The following is a 21,184-nucleotide window of genomic DNA, read 5'->3' on the forward strand; positions in this document are numbered from 1 at the left end:
AGACGGTCACAGCCAGGGCAGGAACTGATGCTGCCCGACCTCGTGGTGGTCGGCCCTGGCGTGGTGGCTCACCAGCGAAGTCGACGAGTCGGCCGTCGTGGCGGCAGACGTGCCATCCACCGTACCGAGCGCCATCACATCCGCCGTGGGCCCGGACAGCAAGTCACCCAGACTGACCTGGCTGGTGGACGAGGTGCTGGCCTTGGCAAACCACACATCCGCCATGGCATGCGTCGTCCCGTCGGTCGTGGTGTAACTCGACACCAGCCCCAGCAAGTTGCCGTGATCCACCGTGCTGGAGCGGCTGGCATCCAGCGCCAGCGAGACAATGCCCAGCTCCTGCAAACTCTTGAGCTCAGCAGCGGAAGACACCCCATCCTGGTTGGCATCAACCCATACATTCAACTCATTCCACTTGGCATCGGCCTGGCTGATCACCCCATCGTGATTCGAGTCCAGCTCGGACAACGCGGTGTAACCATTGCCGGCCATGGCGCCATTGCTCAGACGGGTGCCCGTCCCGAACAGCTCGGTGCCATTGTTGATCAGACCATCGTGATTGCGGTCCATCACCAGCAAGCCATCGGTGGCCGATACCCAACCCACCTGCTGCGCCATACCCGTTCCCAGCAGGTCAAACTGCACCCCGGAGCTGGCAGACAGCGTCGATACGCCGTCACCATTGAGGTCCAGCACAATTGGCGACACCGAGGTCAATGCGCTCAGTTGCGTCGTCGACAAGCCGCTCAACTGTGTCGATGACAGGGCAGCGACCTGCGTCATGCTCAAGGCAGCCAGATCAGCAGTTGAGAACACGGCCAGTTGTGACGAGGTCAAAGCCTCGACCTGCTCCACCGTGAGGGCAGCAACCTGGGTCGAATTGAGTGCCTCGATCACCTGGGTCTTGAGCGAATGGATCGCCGTGGTGGTGAGTGCCTCGATCTGAGTGGTGCTCAAAGCTTCGATCTGCGCCGTGCCGAAGGCCTGCACCTGGGTCGAGCTCAGGGTTTCGATCTGGTCTGCCGAGAAACCAGCCAACGCCCCTGTACTGATGGCTGCCAGATCGGACTTGGTGAGCACCGAGACCTGATCCAGGTTCAATGCTGCGACCTGCTCTGAACTCAACGCCTGCGCCTGGGTCGTGGTCAGCCCACGGACCACGTCTTCAGACAGGGCACCAATCTGTTCCACAGTCAGCGCCCTGATGTCGGCCGAGCTCAATCCGGCAAACTGCGTCGAGCTCAGAGAGTTCATCTGATCGGCTGTCAGCGCATGGATCTGATCGGTCGTCAACGCGCCGACCTGCGAGGAGCTCAATTGGGCCAGTTGATCGATGTCCAGCGCCTGCAATGCAGTCGTGCTGATGACCGCCATCTGGCTGGTCGTCAAGGCAGCCACCTGCGCTTCGGACAAAGCCCCCACAGCGTCGCTTCCCAGTGCCGCCACCTGCAACGTGGTCATGGCCGCTACCGAGGCCGTGGTCAGCGCACTGATCTGGTCCGCAGTCAGGGCCGTGATCTGGTCCACGCTCATCGCGCGAACGTCGCTGGAGCTCAAAACCTCGATCTGGTCGACATCCAGGGCTCGAATCTGGGCCGTGGTCAGTGCCACCACCTGGCGGGTGCTCAGGGCTTCAATCGCGTCCAGTGACAAAGCGCCAATCTGTGCTGTCGACAAGGCCTGCAGCTGGAGGCTTGTCAGCGAAACGGCCTGTGTCGCAGTCAGGTATTCGAGCTGTTCGGTGGTGAGCGCCGCGATCCGGTCAGTGGTCAAGGCGCGCAGCTCCGTCGTGGTCAAGGCCGCAAACTGCTCACCGCTGAGCGCCTGCAATTGAGCCGTGCTCAATGCCATCAACTGCAAGGTGCTCAATGCCTGGACGGCGCTGCTCGACAGGGCACCAATTTGCTCTTCGGACAACCAGGTGATCTGCGTCGTGCTGAGTGCACGTACATCGACGGTCTCCATGGCATGGATCTGGTCATCACTGAATGCAGCCAACTGCACAGCCGTCAGGGCTGCCACCGCCTTGGTACTGAGGGCCTGCACCTGGTAGTCGCTCAAGGCACTGATCTGATCGGTCGTCAGGGACTGAATCTGGGCCGTGGACAGGGAGCCGATCTGCAATGCAGTCAATGCGCCGATCTGATCCTCACTCAAGCAGCGCATGTCATTCGTATCGAACGCTGCCAACTCCGTTGTGGTCAACACACGGATCTGATCGCTGGTCAAGGCAGCGAACTGTGTCGACGTGAGCGCACCGATCTGCGCCGCCGTCAGCGCCTTCACTGCAGACAGAGACAAGGAATCGACCTGGTCGGCTGTCAGCGACTTGATTTGTGCAGTTCCCAGCGCGACCACCTGTGCCGAGGTCAATGCCCCGATGTCATCGGCGTCCAGCTTGCTCAAGACGCTGGTGGCCAGCGATTTGATGACGGCCGTAGACAATGCCGCGATCTGACTGCTGTCAAACGAAGACAACTGCACGGCGGTCAACGCAGCTGCCTGCACAGAGCTGATGACCTGGACCGAGGTTGTGGCCAATTCCGAGAGTTGCTCGGTAGACATCGCCGCCATCTGAGCTGTCGACAGGGACGCCATGTAGGTGGTGCTCAAGGCAGCGGCCTGATCATTGGTCAGTGCGGCCAGCTGATCGGAGGTCATGGCAGACACCTGTTTGGTCGTCAGCGCATGGATCACATCCGTGGACAGCGATTGAATCTGGTCTGTGGTGAACGCCGCAATCTGACTGGTTCCCATGGCCAGGACCTGGGTAGAACCCAGCGCTGCGACCTGGTCACCATTGAGAACCTGCAGGTCATCGTTGGTCAATGCCCGCATCTCCTGCGTTGTCAGCACCCGGATCTGGCCGACTGTCAGAGCCTGCATCTGCTCGCCCGTCAGAGCCTGGAACTGAACCGTCGACAAAGCCTGGATGGCCGCTGTCGAGATGGCTGCCAACTGATCGGCATCGAAACCCTGCACTTGCGTGGTGGTGAATGCACGCACCTCGGTCGTGGTCAGCGCCGACATCTGATCGCCCGTCAAGGCGCCGATCTGCTCCATCGTGAGTGCGACCACCTCTTTCGTGGTCAGGCCCCTGATGGCACTCGTCGACAAGGACTGAAGCTGATCGGTAGACAGTGCCTGCAACTGTGCGGTACCCAGCACCGCGACCTGTGTCGATGTCAGCGCACCAACCTGATCCAGGGTCAGCGCCCCAATGTCTTGTGTCGTCAAGGCTGTCAGGGTCCGGGTGCTGATGGCGCGGATCTGGTCTTCGGAAAACGCCGTCAGTTGCTCGGTCGTGAGGCCGAGGATCTGGGTGGTTCCCAGCGCTGCCACCGCCAGCGTCGACAACGAGGCGATCTGGTCATCGCGGAGTGCCACCAACTGCGTCGTCGTGAGGCCTTGTACCTGGGCCGCTGTCAAGGCATGGATCTGATCAGCGCTCAAAGCCTGCAGCGTCGAAGCACTCAAGCCCGCAATCTGAGACTTGGTCAGCGCGGCCATCTGGGTGGTGGTCAAAGCGCCCAGATCATCCGCCGACAGGCCAGCCATCTGCGTCGAAGTCATGGCTGCAATCGCACCCGTGCTGAGCGCTGCGATCTGGTCGCTGCTCAGTGCCGAGATCTGAGCACTCGACAGGGCCCGCACATCGGCCGTGGTCAGCACACCGACCTGATCTTCCGACAAGGCTTGCAACTGGGCATCACTCAGGGCGGCAATCACCTTGCTGCTCAACGACTTGATCGTCGAGGTCGACAGGGACTCAATTTGATCGGTCGACAGGGCTCGAAACTGTGTCGAGGACAGCACGGCCAACTGCGTCGATGACAAAGAGTCGATGCGCGTCGGGTCCAGCGCTGCGATGTCGGCGGTCGACAGCGCAGCAATGACGCTGGTACTGAGCGCCTTCATCTGGGTCGCACTCCAGGCATTCATCTGGTCGCTGCTCAAAGCATCAACCTGGGCAATCGTCAACGCCTTGATGGCCAGCGTCGACAAAGCGGCCACCTGGTCATCGCTGAGTGCATGAATCTGCGCGGTTGTGAGCCCGGTAATCTGCGTCGATTTGAGCGCGGCAATTTGCTCGCCACTGAAGGCCTGCAGATCTTCCAGTTCGATGCTGCTCACCTGACGTGAGCCCAGGGCCCCGATCTGGGCCGTGCCCAGGCCGCCGATGTCGTCGGTCGTGAGCGCCACGATCTGGGCTGTACTCAACACGGCAATGCCGGCAGTCGCAATGGCCGCGATCTGATCCGCGCTGAGCGCCTGCAACTGCTGGGTGCTCAACGCACGGATCTCAGTGGTGGTCATGGCACGCATTTGATCGCTGCGCAACGCACTGATCTGGTCCGTATCGAGTGCAGCCAACTCCTTGGTGGTCAGGGACTTGATCGCCGTGGTCGACAAGGCCTGAACCTGATCCAACGTCAGGGCATGAATCTGGTCGGTCGTCAGTGCGGCGGCCTGTGCCGAGGTCAAGGCCCCGATCTGGTCCTCACTCAGGGAGCTCAACGCCTCAGTGTTGATGGCAGCAATCGCCGAGGTGGTGAGGTTGCGCACCAGGGTTGCGGACAGCCCATCGACTTGATCGGCACTGAGCCCATGGATCTGGGCACTGGTCAGCGCGCGAATCGCCAGCGAGCTCAGAGAAGCCACATCGGTGGACGACAGCGCACCGATCTGATCGACCGTCAGCGCCACCACCGATGAACTGCTCAGGGAAGCCACCTGTTCATCACTCAAGGCATCAATCTGCACCGTGGTCAGGGCACGCATTTCAGCCGTCGTGAAGTAGCGCAGCTGCCCGGTACCCAAGGCCTGCAGCTGGTCAACCGACAACACCGCCACCGCCTGCGTCGACAAAGACTTCAACGCCGTGCTGTTCAAAGAGGTGATCTGGTCAACCGACAGCGACTGGATGTTGGCCGAGCTCAAGGCATAGACACTTTGTGTCGATATGGCTTTCAGCTGGGACGATGTCAAAGCCTGAATCTGCTCCGCAGAGAACGCAGCCCAGTCCTCCTTGGTCAAGGCAGCAATGGAGCTGGTTGACAAGGCAGCGACCTGATCGGCCGAAAGCTGTGGAATGGTCGTGGACATCGCGGTACTCCGTATGGAACAGATACAGCACCCGCGGCAGACCGCATGCGCCGATGCCCGAAGGCTACGGATTACCCAGAAATCCAAACGCTCAATTACAGCCACTTCACCCCGTTATGTACGCGGCTGTGACAAAGCCGACTGTGCTAGCCATCCATGCGCTCAGAGGGAAAACGGCCGGCATGGCGCACCAGCGCCTCACATTTGTAAAGCATTGAGCACTCACAACTTCACATTGGCAACACTCAAGCCAACACAGTGACATGTCGACAAACTTGATCCAGTCGGCTTTCCGCCTGGCGTGATACGGATTACAGTCGGACCGCAGTCCAGAGCTCACCAAGGAGTGCTCATGGCCGACCAGAAAACATCCATGGAGACGCCCGACAACGCCGCTGCATTGGCGATTTACCGGTATCGGGCTCCGATCTACGACTACGAGTTGCAGGCGTTCGAGCCTTTGCGGCATGCAGCCATCGACAAACTGGCCCTGCAAGCAGGGCAAACCGTGTTGGACGTCGGCTGTGGCACCGGCCTGAGCTTCGGTTTGCTTGAAAACGCGGTCGGCCCGACAGGCCGCATCATCGCCATCGAACAAAGCGCCGACATGCTGGCACAGGCCCGCCAGCGTGTGGTCGACAACGGCTGGGACAACATCGAACTGGTGCTGGCCCCCGCAGCCGAAGCCCGCTGGCAAGGTCGTGCCGATGCGCTGCTGCTGCATTTCACCCACGACATCGTGCGCAACCCATGTGCGCTGGGCCACCTCTGCGCGCAACTCAAGCCAGGTGCACGGGTGGTGTCCACCGGCCTGAAGTGGGCCCTGCCCTGGTGCCTGCCCGTCAACCTGTATGTGCTGTCGGCCGCGCTGTATTCGGTATCGTCACTGGAAGGGTTGGCCGAACCCTGGACGCTGCTGGCCCCCATGCTGAACGACTTCGAGGTCGAAGAAGCCATCTGGGGCGGCGGCTATATCGCCAGCGGGCACACCGCAACACCACGGCCCTGAGGAGCTCATCAGGTCAGTCGCGGTTGGCCAGCATCTCGCTCAACACGGCTGGCAGGCTGGCGCGCAAACGCGCCGTGATGCGTGCCTCGTGACGCTGCCAGAGAATGCCCACATAAACCACGCCCAGGCCGATGGCCGTCAAGGCGAGCGGAAACAGCAGGCTGTCCTTGAACACGGTGGCCGCCAGATGGCCCAGGTACGCCGCCACACCCAGCCCGCCAAACACGGCAAACACCCGGCGTGACAGCAGGGCCCCGATGCCAATCATCAACAGGTTGATGGCGCAATAGCCCAGCTTGGACCACTCGCTGTCCGAATTCATAGATGACAGCGCGCCCCAGAAGGTCAGCACGCCGAACAGGTACAGCCAGAAGGGAAAGTCCTGCGTGGCGTGGCGCGTGCGCACATCCACCCAGAAGGCCAGCAAGGTCATCAGCAGACCAAACCACAGCGATACGAACTGGCGCGTCGCCCAGTCGACCTGGTTGTAGCCGAACAGATAAGGCACCAGGTCCATGCTCATGTACCAGAGCGTCACCGCCACCGGCATCACCAGGAAGGCCAGGCGGTAGCGCCACAGCATCAAGGCTGCCACGGCCAGCGTGGCCAGCTCCATCATCAGCCAGCGCCAGTCAATGAAGACGTGGTAGTCGCGGTAGACCCGGCCATCGGCCCACCAGCCCATCATCACCTGCAGGCCATAGACGGCCAGCGGCGTGAGCACCACGACAAAGGTGGCGGTGATGCCCGCTGGGATCGGCAGGTGCCGCGCCTTCAGCAGGTGCTCGGTCAGCCCCAGCCCGGCCACCGCATACAGCAGTGAAATGACCAGCAGCCCGCCCCCACCGAAGCTCTCCCAGCCCAGGTTCATGAACAGCGTCATGGCCCCGATGGCGATCATGCCCCCCAGGTAATAGAGGATGTGGGTCATGCGGAAGCTCGGGGTGTTCTGCCCTTGTTCAGACAGAAATGCCCAGAGTTGCGTGGCCTGGCTATCGGAGAGCAACCCCCGACGCACGGCTTCGTCCAGTTGGGGGCGCTTGATGTCCATGGCTGGTCAGACTGTCTCAGGTGACGTGGTGGGCGCTTCGTCCGGATTCGACCAGAACACGCCCGTCAGCAATTCGGCCAGACGCTCCGGGCCCATGCGGAAACCGCAAGCCTGTGCGTGGCCACCACCGCCCATGGATTCAGCCATGGGGATGCAGTTGAAGCCTTGCACCGAGCGCAGCCCCACCTTCACGGTGCCGTCTTTCGACACGCTCCACAGCAGTGCAAAGGTGCCGCATGCGGCCGACAGCATGTTGCCGACCTCGCTGGTGAAGGCGCCCGGACAGTTCACCATCACGCCTTGCTGGCCGTTGAAGGTCAATGGTGCGGCACCTTCGCCAATGTCGCGGCACAGCGCCAGGAATTTTTCGTTCATGGCCGAGCCGCGCTGGCAGAAACTGGCCACCTGCTCGGGCGAGAAAGCCGCCACCTCGGCCCAGCGCGGAAACTCATTGGGCTCCAGGTCGAGGGCCGACAGGAAGGCGGCGCTTTCCGGGAAGGCCCAGTTCCACAGGTCGCGGTCCTGCACGAAACGGATCAGATCAGGCACGGCCTGTTCGGGGAAGAAGAACTTCCAGGCCAGCATGGCGCCCGACTGGTTCATGTCGAAATGCACTGCGCCGCAGCGGCACTTGAACTGGCCCAGACGGTCGGCAGCACTCTTGTGGTGGTCCAGCATGACCAGTTTGGCGGCCCGCTCGTCGATGCCCTGCATCAGGGCCTCATCAAACGAGAAGTCGAGGATGTAGACCGCACGGCCATCCAGTGGTGGCAGGTCTTCCAGCGTGGTGACCTTACCGTGGCTCACCCCCAGGTACTCGCCCTGCCCGTCGAAATACAGCCAGGCCGCCAGCGCAGCCCCGAAACCATCAGGGCATTTGCCGTGGTAAATCACCAGCGGGTTCGGGTCTGACTTGGAGGGCTGAACGGCCAGCCCAGGCAGAGAGGTGAAGAGACCAGTTGTCACGGAAAGGGCAAAGTGCGGCGACGCACCCGTCATTGAACAGAATCCAACATGGTAATCGTCCTGTCATGACAGGTTGCCTCATTTCGCAGCAACCTACCCTGTTTCCCTGGAGGAATTTCGTTTGCCCAACGTTTGCCAACAAAGTTATCCACAGATTTCGTGGACAACTTCAGGCCAGCGACATCGACAGCCCCTTGAATCGGAGGTGATGCAACAGCTCGCGTATCACCACCACCGATACAGACAAGCCCGGCCCCAGCGGCAAGGTGGTCTGGCTGAGCGGGCGCCCCAGGGACAAGGCCGCCAGCTCGTTGAACACGGCCTCGAACTCGTCGACACCGACATCGACTCTTCCCGCGCGGGTATGGCCGATCTGGTCAGCCAGCAGGGCCACGGCCGGTCCGCTCAGGTGCAGCACCAGATCGGCCGGCACCTTTGCAGCCAGGGGCATGACGATGTCTTCCACCTCGGCGATCACGGTTTCCAGCTCCAGCGGCGTCGGCACCGTGCTGCGAAAGCGCTGGCCTGTCGAGACCAGCCCCAGCGGCAAAACCACCTGGGAGGCCGCCTGCCCTGGCCAGCTCAGTCGGGTCGACGTGGCATCCAGCACCAACTCGGCTTGCCCCTGGGCCAGGCCCGGGGCTGAACTTGTCTGCAAGATCGACATGCGGTCTCCCACTTCCGTGTGATCAGGGGGCGAGCCCGATCTGCTTCATGAACGCCAGGTTATCCCACATCGGACCACTCGGCGTCAGAAAACATTTTTCAAAAAGATTGTCAGGAATCGATGGCTCGCCCCGACTAGGACAGTCGTGCACACCTTGCTGCACGATTTTCCAAACGGGACACCCCTATGAACATCAAGACCATCGCCACCATCGCCAGCGCCCTGATTGCCTCGTCCGCCGCCATGGCCGGCACCACGGCTGACCGCAAATGCGGTGCAGGCAGCTGCAGCAAGAAGGAAGTCAGCGCCAAGGCCGCATCGGCTGCCCAACCCGCATCCGAAGCCGCCCGTGATGCTTCGTGTGCCAAGAAGGAAGCCTCCTGCAGCAAAAAGGAAGCAAGCTGTTCCAAGAAAGAAGCCAGCTGCAGCAAGAAGTGAGCACCCAGGGAGACACCATCATGGCTGGACTGGGCTACCGACGCGACATGGCCGACTGGGATGCCCGGGCCATTGCAGCTGACTTCTTTGAAGTCGCCCCCGAGAACTGGATCCATCGCGACCGGCACCGGCTACATGCCTTGCGTGAAAGCGGTCGCCCCCTGTGCCTGCATGGTGTCTCGCTGAACCTGGGCGGGCACACGCCCCTGAACGATGGCTTCCTCGACCAGGTCCGGCAACTGATGCACGAGCTGGACGTACGTCACTACTCCGACCACCTGGCCGCCAGTGGCGACGCCCACCAACTGCACGATCTGTTTCCCATCCCGTTCACGCTGTCAGAGGCCAGGCGGGTCAGCGCCCGCATCCGGCAGGCGCAAGATCTCCTCGGCCAGCGTATCGCCATCGAGAACACCACCTGGTACACCAACATCGGTGACATGGACGAGGTGAGCTTCCTCAACGAGGTGGCGCGGCAAGCCGATTGCCAGATCCTGCTTGATCTGAACAACATCACCGTCAACCACAAGAACCACGGCGGGTGCGCGCTGGCAGACTACCTCTCGCAGGTGGACCTCGCACGCGTCACCTATCTGCATGTGGCCGGTCACGAGTTCGACGCACGCTTCGGGCTCTACATCGACACCCACAGCCAGCCGGTGGAAGCCGACACCGCTAGCTGGGCCCACACCCTGCACCAGCGCCACGACCTGCCCATCCTGCTGGAATGGGACAACGACATCCCCTCGCTCGAACGCATCAACCAGGAGCTCGCATGGCTGACGCCTTCTACGACTATGTGAGGGGCCGCAGCGAGACCGTGCCCCCGGGCTACAGCGAAGCCGGCCTGCGCGTGTACCGGCACCTGGTCTACCTTGGCGCCTGCCAGATGGTGGAAGCCCACTACCCCGACATCCGAGCCCAACTGGGTGAAGCCCCGTGGCAGGCGCTGATGGAAGCCTTCGTGCGCCAGTCGCAATGGTCCAGCCACTTCTATGGAGATATCCAAGATGCCTTCCTTGCCTTTCTGGCTCACGAAGCCGCTTAACGGCCTGCAAGACCTCGGGCTGCTCGCCTTGCGGCTGTGGGTTGCCCAGGAATTCGTCCAGGCCGGCACCCTCAAGCTCGCCGGTGGTCTGCAAGCCCCCGAGTGGTTCGCCATGCTGCACTTTCCCTGGCCGGTAGCCTGGTTGCCTACCCAGGTGAACTGGGTGGTCGCGGGGGGCGGCGAGGTGCTGTTTGGTTGCTGCCTGGCACTGGGCCTGTTGAGCCGGCTGTCGGCGCTGGCCCTGCTGTTCATCACCTACGTGGCCGTCTACAGCGTGCATTTCGATCTGGGCTGGGCCGGCTGGAACCAGATCGACACCGATGCGGGCCAGGGCTTCAAGGTGCCGCTGATGCTGTCCATCATGCTCTTTGCCATCCTGACCCAAGGCGGCGGACAATACGCCGCAGATCACCTGCCCCACTGGTGGCGACACCACCGGAGCCCCGCGCTGAGCACATGAGCGACCCCCTCGACCTGGAACAATGGGCCCGCGTCTGGCGTGGCCCCATGCTGCGTTTTGCCCTCTTGCACCTGCAACCCCGCGAAGAAGCGGAAGATGCCGTGCAGGATGCCCTGACTGCGCTGCTGACGGCCGACACCACCACCCTGTCGCAGGCTGACCCCAGGCGCTACCTGTTCGGCATCCTCAAGCACAAGATCACCGACCGCTTGCGCTGCAAATACCGGCCCGAAGTGGGCTACAGCGAAGCCTTTGCCGACGACCTCGACAACGTGCTGTTTGACGAGCGCAGCCACTGGGCAGAAGGTGTGGCCCCATCCGCCTGGGTCGCGCCCGATGCCCAGTTGCAAACCGAACAGTTCTTTGCCGTGGTCGACCTGTGCGTGCACAAGCTGCCGGGCAAACCGGCCCGGGTCTTCAGCATGAAGGAATTCCTCGAGTGCGAGGCTGAGGAAATCTGCCAGACGCTGGGCCTGACCAAAGCCGACTACTGGCAATGCATGAGCCGCGCCCGCAAGCAGATTCAGCTGTGCCTGACCCAGAACTGGTTTGAAGGAGCCCCAGCATGAAGCGCCTGACCTGCAAGGACTACATCTTCAAGCTGACATCAGGACAGCTCAAGGAAGCCGGCCTGGTCGACAAGGTGCGCGCAACCAGCCATCGGCTGGTGTGCCGACACTGCCGCGCCTTCACCCGCAACGACGCCCGTCTGGACGCCATTCTTCAAAATTACCAGGCCCACCTGGCCGAACCGGACGAGACGCCCTGATCAGCCTTTCCCGCTGAGCCGTTGACGCACCTTCTTGGCGAAGGCGATGCCGTCGTTGTACTCAGAGAAGTTGGGCAACAAGGCGTTGATCAGCGACTCTGCACTGACAAACTTGCCGGCCTGCTCTTCGATCAACAGGCTGGCAATCGGGCCCAGGTACTCGGCCATTTCGTGCTCGACAATGGCCAGCACCTCCGCGCTCAACTTGGGCGGTGACCAACCTGCATCGGTGTCACCCCCCTCAGTTGGTGCCGCGGCAGGGGCCGAAGCCGGGGCTGACGTAGGCGCTGCAGCGGGCTCCGGCCCACCGCCCGCACTCAGCAGGCTCAAGATGGTCGCGGTACCGGGCAGCTCATCGCGGCCCGGTGACACCATCTGCGCCTGAAACCGTACCGAGGTGATCGACGCCGTCGTCAGGGCCTGCACGGCAGCCAGGCCTTTGAACGGCAGCATGCTCAATGCCGTGATGCGACCCTGCTCGATGCCGATGCGGACCTGCCTGTTTTCCTTGGTCAACAGGAACAAGGTGCCGGTTTCGACGCCATCGCACAGGCGCCTCAGAGTCTGGATGAAGTCTGGTGTGCTCAAGGCTTCGCCTCCAAATTCCGAGTGGTCAACGGTTGTTGCGCAGGCGGTCCATGGCGATCTTCATGCTCTTGGCCAGCCGATCAATCGACTTCGCCAACGCACCGATCTCATCGCCCCGATCCGATTCCGGCAGTTTGTGCTCCAACTGACCGCGGCTGATCTGGTCGGCCACTTCGGTCAAGTGCACGATGGGGCGCACCAGCCCACGCGAGCTCACCAGCGCCAGGCCCACCACGATGACACTGGTCACCACCAGCAGGATCAAGGCCGAGGTATCGAGACTGCGCAGCGGCGCGTTCACCTCCGCTTCGTCTTGCTGCACGATGGCGATCCAGCCCATGTCGGTCCGCTGCGAGTAGGCCAGCACAGGGCGGCCATTCACCTCGGCATGCATCAGGCCCAGCTTGCCCGCCTTGGCGGCTGCCACCACCGGGTGGGCGCTCATGTCCACCAGGCCCTTTTCACCCATCTCCTTCGGTGAAGCAATCAGCTTGCCGCTGGCGTCCGTCAAGATGGCGTAACCCGTCTTGCCAATGCTCTTTTTCAGCACGGTGTCGGCAATGTCGTCCAGGCTGGCAGTCAGACTGATCACCGCTACGGGCGCCATGCTTTCACCCTTGACCGGCACAGCCAGCGCCAGCGTCGGTTTCTTCGACGTCTTCGAGATCACCACATCAGACGTCAGGGTCGACTTCGCCACCGCGTCCTTGAAATACTGGCGGTCGCCATAGTTCACAGCAGCCAGTTCGTCACTGCGCGCGGTGTCCTGCCCGTTGAGAGACATCACGTGTGCAAAGTTCACCCACGGCAGTTGCCCCTGGATGCCAATCAGCAGTGCCTTGGTCTCGGCCACATTGCCTGAGCGCACCGCTTGCTGCCCACCGGTCAGTTGCAGCACCTTCACGTTCAGAGCGGTCCAGTCATCAATGTTGTTGACGATGACATCTGATGTCTGCTGCAAGCTGTTTTCGGCCGCGCTGCTGGCCAGCGACTCGGCCTGAGAGCGGTCCAGCAGCCAGACCACGAGCAAGGGAATAAGCGACACCGCGAGGAAAGCGGCGAACAACTTGCCCTGAATACCCCCGAAACGGACGTTGGTCCCTTTAGCCATGTGATACCTCAAGTATGGAAGCGCCGGGCCCCAGCCAATCAGCCATCAGGGCCCCAGCACCGTTCCGAAAAACCGAACACAGATAGGTGAGAAATGATCATATCGATGACCCCAGTTAAACGGTTGTACTTTGTAAAACAAGAAACGCTGTTATCGCTTAATCGGTCACGAGATGCAGGGAACTCACGGTGTTTGGCCGCGTACACTTCTCCAGACGGCCGTGATATCCACATGCCGGACAAGCCGTTGAAACAGGCCTAGGATGGTGTCCAGACTTTTTTATTTCGGACATCGCCATGCAATACCGCCCGCTCGGCCGCACCGGCATCCAGGTCAGCGCCATTGCGCTGGGCACCATGACCTGGGGCCAGCAAAACACCGAAGCTGAAGCCCATGCCCAGATTGATCTGGCTCTCGACGCCGGCATCACCCTGATCGACACCGCCGAGATGTACCCGGTGCCGCCCCGTCCTGAAACCCAGGGTCTGACGGAACGCTACATCGGCACATGGCTGAAGAAAACCGGCCGCCGTCAGGACATCGTGCTCGCCACCAAGGCGACGGGCCCCGCCCGGCAGGCCGCACGGCCCAGCCATGTGCGCGGCGGCAACTTGCTGCACACCAAGGCCAACCTCACCGAAGCCATCAACCTGAGCCTGCAGCGCCTGCAGACCGACTACGTCGACCTCTACCAACTGCACTGGCCTGACCGCTCCACCAACATGTTCGGGCAACTGGGCTACCAGCACGTCAAGGACGAAGACACCACCCCCATCGCCGAAACCCTCGAAGCCCTGGCCGAACTGGTGAAGTCGGGCAAGGTCAGGCATGTCGGCATTTCGAATGAAACGCCCTGGGGCATGAGCCAGTTTCTGCACCATGCCGAGCGGCTGGGCCTGCCCCGCGTCGTCAGCATCCAGAATCCCTACAGCCTGCTCAACCGCACCTTCGAGATCGGCCTGTCAGAAATGGCCCTCCGCGAAGAGGTGGGCCTGCTGGCCTACTCGCCACTGGCCTTTGGTGTGTTGAGCGGCAAATACCTGGCTGGTCAACGCCCGGAAGGCGCCCGCCTGAGCCTGTTCGAACGCTTCAGCCGCTACAGCAACGACAACGCCGAGCGGGCCGCCTACGAGTACGTCACCTTGTTCCGTCAGCATGGCATCGACCCGGCGCAAGGCGCCCTCGCCTTCGTCACCAGCCGCGACTTCGTGACCACCAACATCATTGGTGCCACCACGCTGGAACAACTGCGCAGCAACATCGCCTCCATCGACGTGACGCTGCCCCAGCCTGTGCTGGAAGGTATCGAGGCCATCCACCGCCGCTACCCCAACCCGGCCCCCTGAGAAAGCGCCCACCATGAGCAAGCTGTTCACCCCCATCACCCTGGGGCAGCTGACCCTGCCCAACCGCATCGTCATTGCCCCGATGTGCCAGTACTCGGCAGAAGCCGGCTGCGCCACCGACTGGCACCTGATCCACCTGGGCCAGCTGGCGCTCTCGGGTGCCGGCCTGCTCATCGTGGAGGCCACCGCCGTCGAGCCCGAAGGCCGCATCTCGCCGCGCGACATCGGGCTGTGGTCGGACCAGACCGAAGCCGCCCTGCGGCGCGTGGTCGAAGGCATCCGCCGCTACAGCCCCATGCCGCTGGCCGTGCAACTGGCCCACGCTGGCCGCAAGGCCTCCAGCCAGCCCCCGTGGGAAGGCGGTGCCCTGCTGTCGCCCGCACAAGGTGGCTGGCAAACCGTCGCGCCCTCTGCCCTGCCCTACGCCCCCAGCGAGCCCGCCCCCGTGGCGCTGGACGACGCCGGCCTGGCCCGCATCCGCCAAGCTTTTGCCGACGCAGCACGCCGTGCGGCCGCGGTGGGCTTTGACCTGATCGAACTGCACGCAGCGCATGGCTACCTGCTGCACCAGTTCCTGTCCCCACTGAGCAACCAGCGCACCGACCGCTATGGTGGTTCGCTCGACAACCGCATGCGCTTCCCGCTGGAAGTGTTCGACGGCATGCGCGCGGCTTTCCCGGCAGAGCGCCCCATCGGCGTGCGCATCCCGGCCACCGACTGGGTCGAGGGCGGCTGGGATGTCACCCAGTCCATCGCCCTGGCCAAAGAACTGGAGCGTCGTGGCGCCCACTACATCCATGTGTCCAGCGGCGGCCTGTCGGCCCAGCAGCAAATCCCCATCGGCCCGGGCTACCAAATCCCGCTGGCCCAGGCCATCAAGGAACAGGTCAGCACACCCATCGTCGGCGTGGGCCTGATCACCGAAGCCCGACAAGCCGAAACCATCTTGCAGCAAGACCAGGCCGACATGGTGGCCCTGGCACGCGGCATCCTCTATGACCCGCGCTGGCCCTGGCATGCCGCCGCCGAACTGGGCGACCAAGTGGATGCCGCCCCCCAATACTGGCGCTCTCAACCAGCGGCTTACCGCAACCTGTTCAAGCACAGCCGCAACGGCCAGCGTTGAGGCGCGGTTGAACTTTTTCGGCCCACACAGGTCTCACACCCCGTGTATGTTGAAGGAGTTGAACCGTGCGTCACACCACCCCGTTCAAGCTCATGACCTTTGTGGCTGCGGCCACCCTCAGCCTGGCAGCCCTGGCTGCCGACCCCACCCTGCATCAGGTCTACCAGGCCGCTGAATCAGGCCAGTTGGCGCAAGCACAGCAGATGATGGAGCAGGTGCTGCGCAGCCACCCGAACAGCGCCAAGGCGCACTATGTGGATGCCGACATCCTCGCCAAGGAAGGCCGCGTGGCCGACGCCCGGTCTGAGTTGGCCAAGGCGGAACAACTCGAGCCCGGCCTGCCCTTTGCCAAGCCCGCAGCCGTCTCCGAACTCAAAGCCCAACTCAGCGGCGGCAACCACCTCGCGCCCGCCAGCCTGAGCGCCCCAGCCAGCCCGGCTTCCAGCCACCAGATGCCCTGGGGCATGCTGCTGGGTGCCGCTGCCGTGCTGGGCGCCTTGTTCATGTTCTTCAAGGCCCGCGCCAGCCAGGCCAGCAACGTCTACATGCCGATGAACCCCTCCGCCGCTGGTGGCAGCACCTACTACGGCCCAACCCCCACCCCCATGCAGCCATCAGGCGGCATGGGATCGGGCATCCTGGGCGGGCTGGCCACAGGCGCGGCTGTCGGCGCGGGCATGGTGGCCGGTGAAGCCCTCATGCACCGCGTGCTGGGTGGCAGCAGCGACACCAGTCATGATGTGCTCGGCGCAGTTGACACCACCCAGCTGAACCGCTCTGCGGCCAACGACTTCGACATGGGCGGTGCCGACTTCGGCATCAACGACACCTCGTCGTGGGACGACGGCAGCAGCGCCAGCAGCTCAGACGACTGGAGCTGAACGCAGGCTCAGTCGTCCAGGCTCACGTCCTTTTCCTGACGCCGGAAGTCGCTGTATTCCTTGCGGGTGAACCAGACGGCAATGGCGATCAGGAACAACGCCCCCAGCGTGATCTCGATCTTCAGAAACAGCTCTGCAGACCAGGGTGTAAACCACATCTGCAGCAGTGCTGCCACGATGCCCGAGATGAACAGGGCCATGCCCACCATCAAGGCCGACTTCACAGCTGCTTTCTCCGCACGATGACGGCCGTGCCGTAGCACAGCACCTCGGTCACGCCGCGCATCACTTCGGTGGCGTCGTATTTCACCGCCACGATGGCATTGGCCTGGTTGCCATCCGCCTGGGCACACATGAGCTTGTAGGCGTCCTTGCGGGCCTGCTCGCACATGTTCGTGTAGATGGTGATGTTGCCGCCCACAATGGTCTGCAGGCCGCCAAAGATGTTGCCGACAATGGACCGCGAGCGCACCACAATGCCCCGCACCACCCCGACGTTGTCGATGATGTCATAGCCCGGCAACTCAAGTGCCGTGGTCACCATTTTTGCTTCCATGACGCTCCCTTGAAATCACGATTGATACCAGCCCAGTAGCACAAACACCAGCGGAGGCAGCAGCACTGCACAGCTGCCAAACCACTGCCACGCCTTGCTGCAGCGCCAGGCTTGCAGCACCGATGCGACACCAATGGCGCTCATCGCAAACTCGATGGTCACCATGACCAGGGCCATGGGCCCCGACACGAACGTGGCCGGTTGATGCGAGAACTTGCCCGGCTTGGAATAAAAGCCGCCCATCAAGAGCACCATCCAGCCGCCGATCAGACCCAAGAGCGTCAAGGCCAGCAGCGAGATGAGCGCCGGCGTAGACAAGCTCTTTGACGGGGCCTCAGCCCCTGGCTGCTCAGGTGCCTCCATGGCGCTCACTTCAGGTGTGCAAACACGGCCTGCACGCCGCCGGCGAAGTACACATAGCCCGCAGCACCCAGCACAATGGCCAGCAGCAACAGGTAGGTGCCCCAGGGGGTCTTCTTCTCGGCGTAGGGGTCGGTCAACGCGCGCTCGGCACCTTCTGGCAGCTTGGCAATTTGCGTGAGCGCCGTGCCAAACGGAATGTTGATGCGCGCGCGCGTGTTCACGGCCCAGCCATTGGCGTCGAGCATGGGGCCCAGGTTGCGGTTACGCAACTTGAAGTAAGCCATGGCCATGGCCGGCCCGGACACGATCACCACCAGGCCCAGCAGAGCCAGTGGCATCTGCCAGCCCTTGAGGCCCAGGAAGCCGGTCACCACCGAAGCCAGTGCCGTGCCGATGGCACCCACTGCCAAACCCACTGCGGCAAAGATGCCGGCGAACTTGGCTGCATCAAACGGCGCAGGCGCTGGGGCCGGTGCCCCTGCTGCAGCCGGTGCCGTGGCGGCCTTTTCTCCGGCCTTGGCCACGGCTTGCGTGGTCAGGTCGTCAGAGGCCTTGGCCTTGGCAGCAGCAAACTTCTGCACCTGGTCGGCCACCAGGCGGGCCACCTTCTTGTAGGGCGACCAGAAAGCCTGGCGAATGCTGATGGGGTGGTCAATGATCTTGACAATGGTGGCGTCCCAGTCGCGGCCCAGCCGGTCATAGAAGACGCCATTGCGGCCCACCATCAGCTGGTCAGAGTCACCCGCCGTCACAGCGGCGGCAATGGTCATCTTTTCACCCTGACGGGTGCAATCGCAATAGACCAGGTAGACGCCTGACAGCGCAGCCAAGGCAGCATGCTTGCCCGCGTCGAGCACCTTCACGCACAGATCGCAGCTGCGGCCGTCAATGTAGAGCGTGCCAGCCTGGAAGCTGGCCTTGTCGCGGCGGGTGTAGAAATCGGTGAACGACACGAAGTTGTTCGCCAGGCGGGCCAGGTCGCGCACATAGCGCACCAGGCGCTCGACATCGCCAATCAGCGCGGCCTCGTCGGCTGCGGCTTCGTCTTGGGTGATGAGGTCCAGCAAGCGGGTCTGGGCATCGCTGCCCACCAACGAGGCCAGCTCGGCGGCGTCCATCTCTTCCAGTGCCGAGGTGGGCTTGGCAGACTGCCACGCCTCGAAGCCGGCAAAGCGGGCCTTGAGCCCGGCCCAGTCGGCCTCGTTCAGCTCGGCGCGCTCGCCCAGCAATGGCGCCACCACCTTCTCGCGCAGTGCCTGCACAGCAGGCGCCCACACCGGGTTCACACCCGCCAGCAAAGGCAAGGCAGAGCCGCTCTTCACAAAAGCCAGCGGCAAAGCGGCGATGTCGGCGTGACCGGGGTCCACCATCAGCTTGCTGCCAATGCCGCGCAGGTCATCTTCACTGCCGTTGAGCAAGGCGCCGGCACGGGGGTCGAACTCGGCCATGTGGCAGCGCAGGAAGAAATCATCCACCTTGTCGCGCACGGCCTTGAGGGCCTCGAACGCGGCAGGCACGTCGCTGCCTTCGGGCAAGCCCGCCACCGACGCAGCCGCGTCAGCGCGCCAGGCCACCAGCGCGGCCCCTTCAGAGAAAAACTGCTCTACCAGCGCACGGTCCACACCCGGCTTGCCACTGCGATCGGCATGTCCACCCAGACGCTCGATGATCACCGTCAGCACGGCCTTGAGGTCGTCACCATGGTCGTCAGGCGAGATCACGCCATCGCCATTGAAAGCCATGCCCGCGAAGATGCGAGCGTTGTCGGCACAGTCTTCTACGCTGATGGAGGTGGCATCGGCCTTGCCCAGGCTGCTGAGAATGCGCTTGGCAGCAGCCAGCAGACGCTGGCCGTCTTCGGTGGCATCGTTGATGGCCGACAGCGCCAGTGCCCCACCGGCAATCAGCGTGTCAGGCGACGTCAGGCGCGCATGGGCCCAGTCCACTGCGGCAATCAGCTCAGGCGAGCGCACCTGGCCATCGCCATCAACATCGATCAGAGCCAGCGTTTGGGTGTCCAGCTCCAGGCCCTTGATGGGGCACGACAGTGCCACCCACAGCTTCTGGTCGAGCTGCGCCAGGTTGATCAGATCAGCGCCCTTGTCGAGCCGAACCTGGTCAAAACCGCCTGCGCGGAAAAAGCGCCAACGATGCGTGGTCGTGTTCATATGTTCCTGCGTATTTAAGACTGTTTGAAACGGGGCAATACAGCTTCGCCACTGTCCGACATTGTGATGTCTGTCACACCTCTCCGCCACCTGAAGAGGGCAAACAACAGCGTGAAACCAACGCCACAAAACCGTGCGCGAACGGTTTGACCCAGGGCCTTGGGCGCTCTATGCTCTACACACGACTTGTTACTGAACCAACAAGTGACGCATAACCTGGGAGAGATGGCCGATGAAGAGCCAAAAAGTGTTACGCGACAAGGCGTTAGGGCCTGATGTGGTTAATGGGTTAGGCGTCACTTTGCGCCTGAAACCACTTTGTTATGCGTCAGTTTTGACGTCTAAATTACGTTAGGCCATCGCCTTCCGCACACCTGCCCCCCCGAACGATTCGCTGCTCACCAAAGGACTATTCATACTCATGTTCGCTCCAACGTATTACAACGTTCACTGGGAAGGTCCTTTCGACCTTGACACCGCTCTAACCGAGACAAACCCGGTTTGGGCCTTGTACATGATCTGCGGCACACACTCTTTGTACGGGCGATCTGTTCCGCTTTACATAGGACAAACTTCACGGACTATTGGCCAACGACTTGGCGAACATCAGTGGATTGAAACCCAACCAGACCCGGTTCAAATCTACTTGGCCGCGATTAGCCCGGCGATCACAGCATGGTCTGACATTGATCCTGAAAAAGGCTACCCAGTCCCAGAGCAATCGCTGTTAAATGAGATCGAATCTTTATTGATCTATGCACACCAACCTGGCTTCAACTCTAGGAGCATTGGCAGGCCTCCGAGCATAAACAGGGACATAGCCATATTCAACACCGGACGTAGATCATCATTGCTACCGGAGCTTTCAACCATGTACTGGATTGATTGAATCCTGCGAATTCAACAATGAAGCACAGCACAAATGGCGAAAATTCAGCGCCTAACTGAGCGTTAGGCCATTATGATAAGCTGCCTCGTATTGGCCGAACGAATCAAGCGCAGCAAAAATAGGAGAACACAGATGGGTGTAACGAGACCAGGTAAAGCATTGAGGTGCGCAGGTTGCGGCAAAACCGGATCTGAAAAACTGGGCGCAAATAACTGGAAAATGTGTGACACATGTTTTACGCCTTATTGCTACGACTGTTACAAGAAAATCAAGAAAGGCTCTACCCACTGCACAGACCATACCCCATGGGGGAAATGGCTCACAGGAAGTGGTACATTCGCGACCATGACCTTTAAGTAAGAACGGGGCCTTAGGTTGGGGTGAGCTTGCGAACCTCAACTTTTCAAACTAACAAACCGACCTAACAAGCTGTTCGAGCGGCGCGGGGAAGCTTGTCTGACTTTTGTGGACATTCAGACCTAACGGAGTGTTCATGAGCATCAATCACCGCGCACAGTTTGCCAAGCCTAACGGGGCGTTCAACGTGGACGCCAATAAGGGCCATGCCTTCGGCATTTTCATGGCCCTTATTGGTGCCCTGCGCGCTTCGCGCTCCGGCGCCAGTTAACTAGGGCGTTAGGC

21 protein-coding genes are annotated in these 21,184 nt (G+C 61.9%); 11 read left to right on the forward strand and 10 right to left on the reverse strand.

Going from position 1 to position 21,184, the window contains the following annotated elements:
• Positions 1-6 precede the first annotated feature (6 nt).
• Positions 7-5,106, reverse strand: a complete 5,100-nt coding sequence (locus ACE3PH_RS14165; RefSeq protein WP_374320190.1) for a heme utilization protein — start codon at positions 5,104-5,106, stop codon at positions 7-9.
• Positions 5,107-5,458: 352 nt separating this feature from the next.
• Here ACE3PH_RS14165 and ACE3PH_RS14170 point away from each other — a divergent pair, with 352 nt between their 5' ends.
• On the forward strand, positions 5,459-6,115 hold the full coding sequence (locus ACE3PH_RS14170; RefSeq protein WP_374320192.1) for a methyltransferase domain-containing protein: 657 nt from the start codon (positions 5,459-5,461) through the stop codon (positions 6,113-6,115).
• Positions 6,116-6,128: 13 nt separating this feature from the next.
• Here ACE3PH_RS14170 and ACE3PH_RS14175 read toward each other — a convergent pair whose 3' ends face one another.
• The 3 genes from ACE3PH_RS14175 to ACE3PH_RS14185 form a co-directional block, all read right to left on the reverse strand.
• On the reverse strand, positions 6,129-7,166 hold the full coding sequence (locus ACE3PH_RS14175; RefSeq protein ID WP_374320194.1) for a DUF2157 domain-containing protein: 1,038 nt from the start codon (positions 7,164-7,166) through the stop codon (positions 6,129-6,131).
• Positions 7,167-7,172: 6 nt separating this feature from the next.
• Positions 7,173-8,165 (reverse strand): DHH family phosphoesterase, encoded by a 993-nt coding sequence (locus ACE3PH_RS14180; protein WP_374320196.1) that lies wholly within the window; start codon positions 8,163-8,165, stop codon positions 7,173-7,175.
• Positions 8,166-8,301: 136 nt separating this feature from the next.
• Complete coding sequence (locus ACE3PH_RS14185; RefSeq protein WP_374320198.1) at positions 8,302-8,799, reverse strand: hypothetical protein; 498 nt, start codon at positions 8,797-8,799, stop codon at positions 8,302-8,304.
• A gap of 186 nt (positions 8,800-8,985) precedes the next feature.
• Here ACE3PH_RS14185 and ACE3PH_RS14190 point away from each other — a divergent pair, with 186 nt between their 5' ends.
• The 6 genes from ACE3PH_RS14190 to ACE3PH_RS14215 are packed head-to-tail and all read left to right on the forward strand — an operon-like array spanning position 8,986 to position 11,514.
• The gene (locus ACE3PH_RS14190) at positions 8,986-9,237 is read left to right on the forward strand and encodes a hypothetical protein (protein ID WP_374320200.1); all 252 of its coding nucleotides are present in this window, start codon (positions 8,986-8,988) and stop codon (positions 9,235-9,237) included.
• Entirely contained in the window at positions 9,234-10,040 is an 807-nt protein-coding gene (locus ACE3PH_RS14195; RefSeq protein WP_374320202.1) for a DUF692 domain-containing protein, read from the forward strand. Before ACE3PH_RS14190 ends, ACE3PH_RS14195 begins: the two co-directional genes overlap by 4 nt.
• Positions 10,013-10,285 carry a putative DNA-binding domain-containing protein gene (locus ACE3PH_RS14200; protein WP_374320204.1) on the forward strand — a complete coding sequence of 91 codons (273 nt, stop codon included), beginning with the start codon at positions 10,013-10,015 and terminating at the stop codon, positions 10,283-10,285. Before ACE3PH_RS14195 ends, ACE3PH_RS14200 begins: the two co-directional genes overlap by 28 nt.
• Positions 10,248-10,745 carry a DoxX family protein gene (locus ACE3PH_RS14205; RefSeq protein ID WP_374320205.1) on the forward strand — a complete coding sequence of 166 codons (498 nt, stop codon included), beginning with the start codon at positions 10,248-10,250 and terminating at the stop codon, positions 10,743-10,745. The genes ACE3PH_RS14200 and ACE3PH_RS14205 overlap by 38 nt, the downstream gene beginning before the upstream one ends.
• Complete coding sequence (locus tag ACE3PH_RS14210; protein ID WP_374320207.1) at positions 10,742-11,314, forward strand: sigma-70 family RNA polymerase sigma factor; 573 nt, start codon at positions 10,742-10,744, stop codon at positions 11,312-11,314. Before ACE3PH_RS14205 ends, ACE3PH_RS14210 begins: the two co-directional genes overlap by 4 nt.
• Positions 11,311-11,514: a hypothetical protein gene (locus tag ACE3PH_RS14215; RefSeq protein ID WP_374320209.1), complete on the forward strand. Its 204-nt coding sequence runs from the start codon at positions 11,311-11,313 to the stop codon at positions 11,512-11,514. The genes ACE3PH_RS14210 and ACE3PH_RS14215 overlap by 4 nt, the downstream gene beginning before the upstream one ends.
• On the opposite strand, the gene ACE3PH_RS14220 is transcribed toward ACE3PH_RS14215, so the two are convergent.
• Positions 11,515-12,102, reverse strand: a complete 588-nt coding sequence (locus ACE3PH_RS14220) for a hypothetical protein (RefSeq protein WP_374320211.1) — start codon at positions 12,100-12,102, stop codon at positions 11,515-11,517.
• A gap of 25 nt (positions 12,103-12,127) precedes the next feature.
• Complete coding sequence (locus ACE3PH_RS14225; RefSeq protein WP_374320213.1) at positions 12,128-13,213, reverse strand: cache domain-containing protein; 1,086 nt, start codon at positions 13,211-13,213, stop codon at positions 12,128-12,130.
• A gap of 296 nt (positions 13,214-13,509) precedes the next feature.
• On the opposite strand from ACE3PH_RS14225, the gene ACE3PH_RS14230 reads away from it, so the two are divergent.
• From ACE3PH_RS14230 to ACE3PH_RS14240, 3 genes are all read left to right on the forward strand, one after another.
• Positions 13,510-14,559 carry an NADP(H)-dependent aldo-keto reductase gene (locus tag ACE3PH_RS14230; RefSeq protein ID WP_374320215.1) on the forward strand — a complete coding sequence of 350 codons (1,050 nt, stop codon included), beginning with the start codon at positions 13,510-13,512 and terminating at the stop codon, positions 14,557-14,559.
• A gap of 13 nt (positions 14,560-14,572) precedes the next feature.
• Complete coding sequence (locus tag ACE3PH_RS14235) at positions 14,573-15,685, forward strand: NADH:flavin oxidoreductase/NADH oxidase (protein ID WP_374320217.1); 1,113 nt, start codon at positions 14,573-14,575, stop codon at positions 15,683-15,685.
• A 65-nt stretch (positions 15,686-15,750) separates the two neighbouring features.
• Positions 15,751-16,566: a tetratricopeptide repeat protein gene (locus ACE3PH_RS14240; protein ID WP_374320219.1), complete on the forward strand. Its 816-nt coding sequence runs from the start codon at positions 15,751-15,753 to the stop codon at positions 16,564-16,566.
• An 8-nt stretch (positions 16,567-16,574) separates the two neighbouring features.
• On the opposite strand, the gene ACE3PH_RS14245 is transcribed toward ACE3PH_RS14240, so the two are convergent.
• The 4 genes from ACE3PH_RS14245 to ACE3PH_RS14260 are packed head-to-tail and all read right to left on the reverse strand — an operon-like array spanning position 16,575 to position 19,653.
• Positions 16,575-16,790: a hypothetical protein gene (locus tag ACE3PH_RS14245; RefSeq protein WP_374320221.1), complete on the reverse strand. Its 216-nt coding sequence runs from the start codon at positions 16,788-16,790 to the stop codon at positions 16,575-16,577.
• Positions 16,787-17,122, reverse strand: coding sequence for a YbjQ family protein (locus ACE3PH_RS14250; protein WP_374320223.1), 336 nt, complete (start codon positions 17,120-17,122; stop codon positions 16,787-16,789). Before ACE3PH_RS14250 ends, ACE3PH_RS14245 begins: the two co-directional genes overlap by 4 nt.
• A gap of 15 nt (positions 17,123-17,137) precedes the next feature.
• On the reverse strand, positions 17,138-17,485 hold the full coding sequence (locus ACE3PH_RS14255; protein WP_374320225.1) for a hypothetical protein: 348 nt from the start codon (positions 17,483-17,485) through the stop codon (positions 17,138-17,140).
• 5 nt (positions 17,486-17,490) lie between these two features.
• On the reverse strand, positions 17,491-19,653 hold the full coding sequence (locus tag ACE3PH_RS14260) for a hypothetical protein (protein WP_374320227.1): 2,163 nt from the start codon (positions 19,651-19,653) through the stop codon (positions 17,491-17,493).
• A 1,382-nt stretch (positions 19,654-21,035) separates the two neighbouring features.
• Here ACE3PH_RS14260 and ACE3PH_RS14265 point away from each other — a divergent pair.
• Positions 21,036-21,170 (forward strand): hypothetical protein, encoded by a 135-nt coding sequence (locus tag ACE3PH_RS14265; RefSeq protein WP_374320229.1) that lies wholly within the window; start codon positions 21,036-21,038, stop codon positions 21,168-21,170.
• The last annotated feature ends 14 nt before the right edge of the window (positions 21,171-21,184 follow it).

This window comes from Aquabacterium sp. (genome assembly GCF_041909175.1).
Lineage (GTDB): Bacteria > Pseudomonadota > Gammaproteobacteria > Burkholderiales > Burkholderiaceae_C > Aquabacterium.

Coding starts and splice junctions, on each gene's coding strand:
- ACE3PH_RS14180 (WP_374320196.1), bottom strand. CDS start 8,165: ATGACGGGTGCGTCGCCGCACTTTGCCCTTTCCGTGACAACTGGTCTC.
- ACE3PH_RS14165 (WP_374320190.1), bottom strand. CDS start 5,106: ATGTCCACGACCATTCCACAGCTTTCGGCCGATCAGGTCGCTGCCTTG.
- ACE3PH_RS14235 (WP_374320217.1), top strand. CDS start 14,573: ATGAGCAAGCTGTTCACCCCCATCACCCTGGGGCAGCTGACCCTGCCC.
- ACE3PH_RS14210 (WP_374320207.1), top strand. CDS start 10,742: ATGAGCGACCCCCTCGACCTGGAACAATGGGCCCGCGTCTGGCGTGGC.
- ACE3PH_RS14190 (WP_374320200.1), top strand. CDS start 8,986: ATGAACATCAAGACCATCGCCACCATCGCCAGCGCCCTGATTGCCTCG.
- ACE3PH_RS14260 (WP_374320227.1), bottom strand. CDS start 19,653: ATGAACACGACCACGCATCGTTGGCGCTTTTTCCGCGCAGGCGGTTTT.
- ACE3PH_RS14255 (WP_374320225.1), bottom strand. CDS start 17,485: ATGGAGGCACCTGAGCAGCCAGGGGCTGAGGCCCCGTCAAAGAGCTTG.
- ACE3PH_RS14170 (WP_374320192.1), top strand. CDS start 5,459: ATGGCCGACCAGAAAACATCCATGGAGACGCCCGACAACGCCGCTGCA.
- ACE3PH_RS14225 (WP_374320213.1), bottom strand. CDS start 13,213: ATGGCTAAAGGGACCAACGTCCGTTTCGGGGGTATTCAGGGCAAGTTG.
- ACE3PH_RS14215 (WP_374320209.1), top strand. CDS start 11,311: ATGAAGCGCCTGACCTGCAAGGACTACATCTTCAAGCTGACATCAGGA.
- ACE3PH_RS14185 (WP_374320198.1), bottom strand. CDS start 8,799: ATGTCGATCTTGCAGACAAGTTCAGCCCCGGGCCTGGCCCAGGGGCAA.
- ACE3PH_RS14250 (WP_374320223.1), bottom strand. CDS start 17,122: ATGGAAGCAAAAATGGTGACCACGGCACTTGAGTTGCCGGGCTATGAC.
- ACE3PH_RS14175 (WP_374320194.1), bottom strand. CDS start 7,166: ATGGACATCAAGCGCCCCCAACTGGACGAAGCCGTGCGTCGGGGGTTG.
- ACE3PH_RS14265 (WP_374320229.1), top strand. CDS start 21,036: ATGAGCATCAATCACCGCGCACAGTTTGCCAAGCCTAACGGGGCGTTC.
- ACE3PH_RS14205 (WP_374320205.1), top strand. CDS start 10,248: ATGCCTTCCTTGCCTTTCTGGCTCACGAAGCCGCTTAACGGCCTGCAA.
- ACE3PH_RS14230 (WP_374320215.1), top strand. CDS start 13,510: ATGCAATACCGCCCGCTCGGCCGCACCGGCATCCAGGTCAGCGCCATT.
- ACE3PH_RS14200 (WP_374320204.1), top strand. CDS start 10,013: ATGGCTGACGCCTTCTACGACTATGTGAGGGGCCGCAGCGAGACCGTG.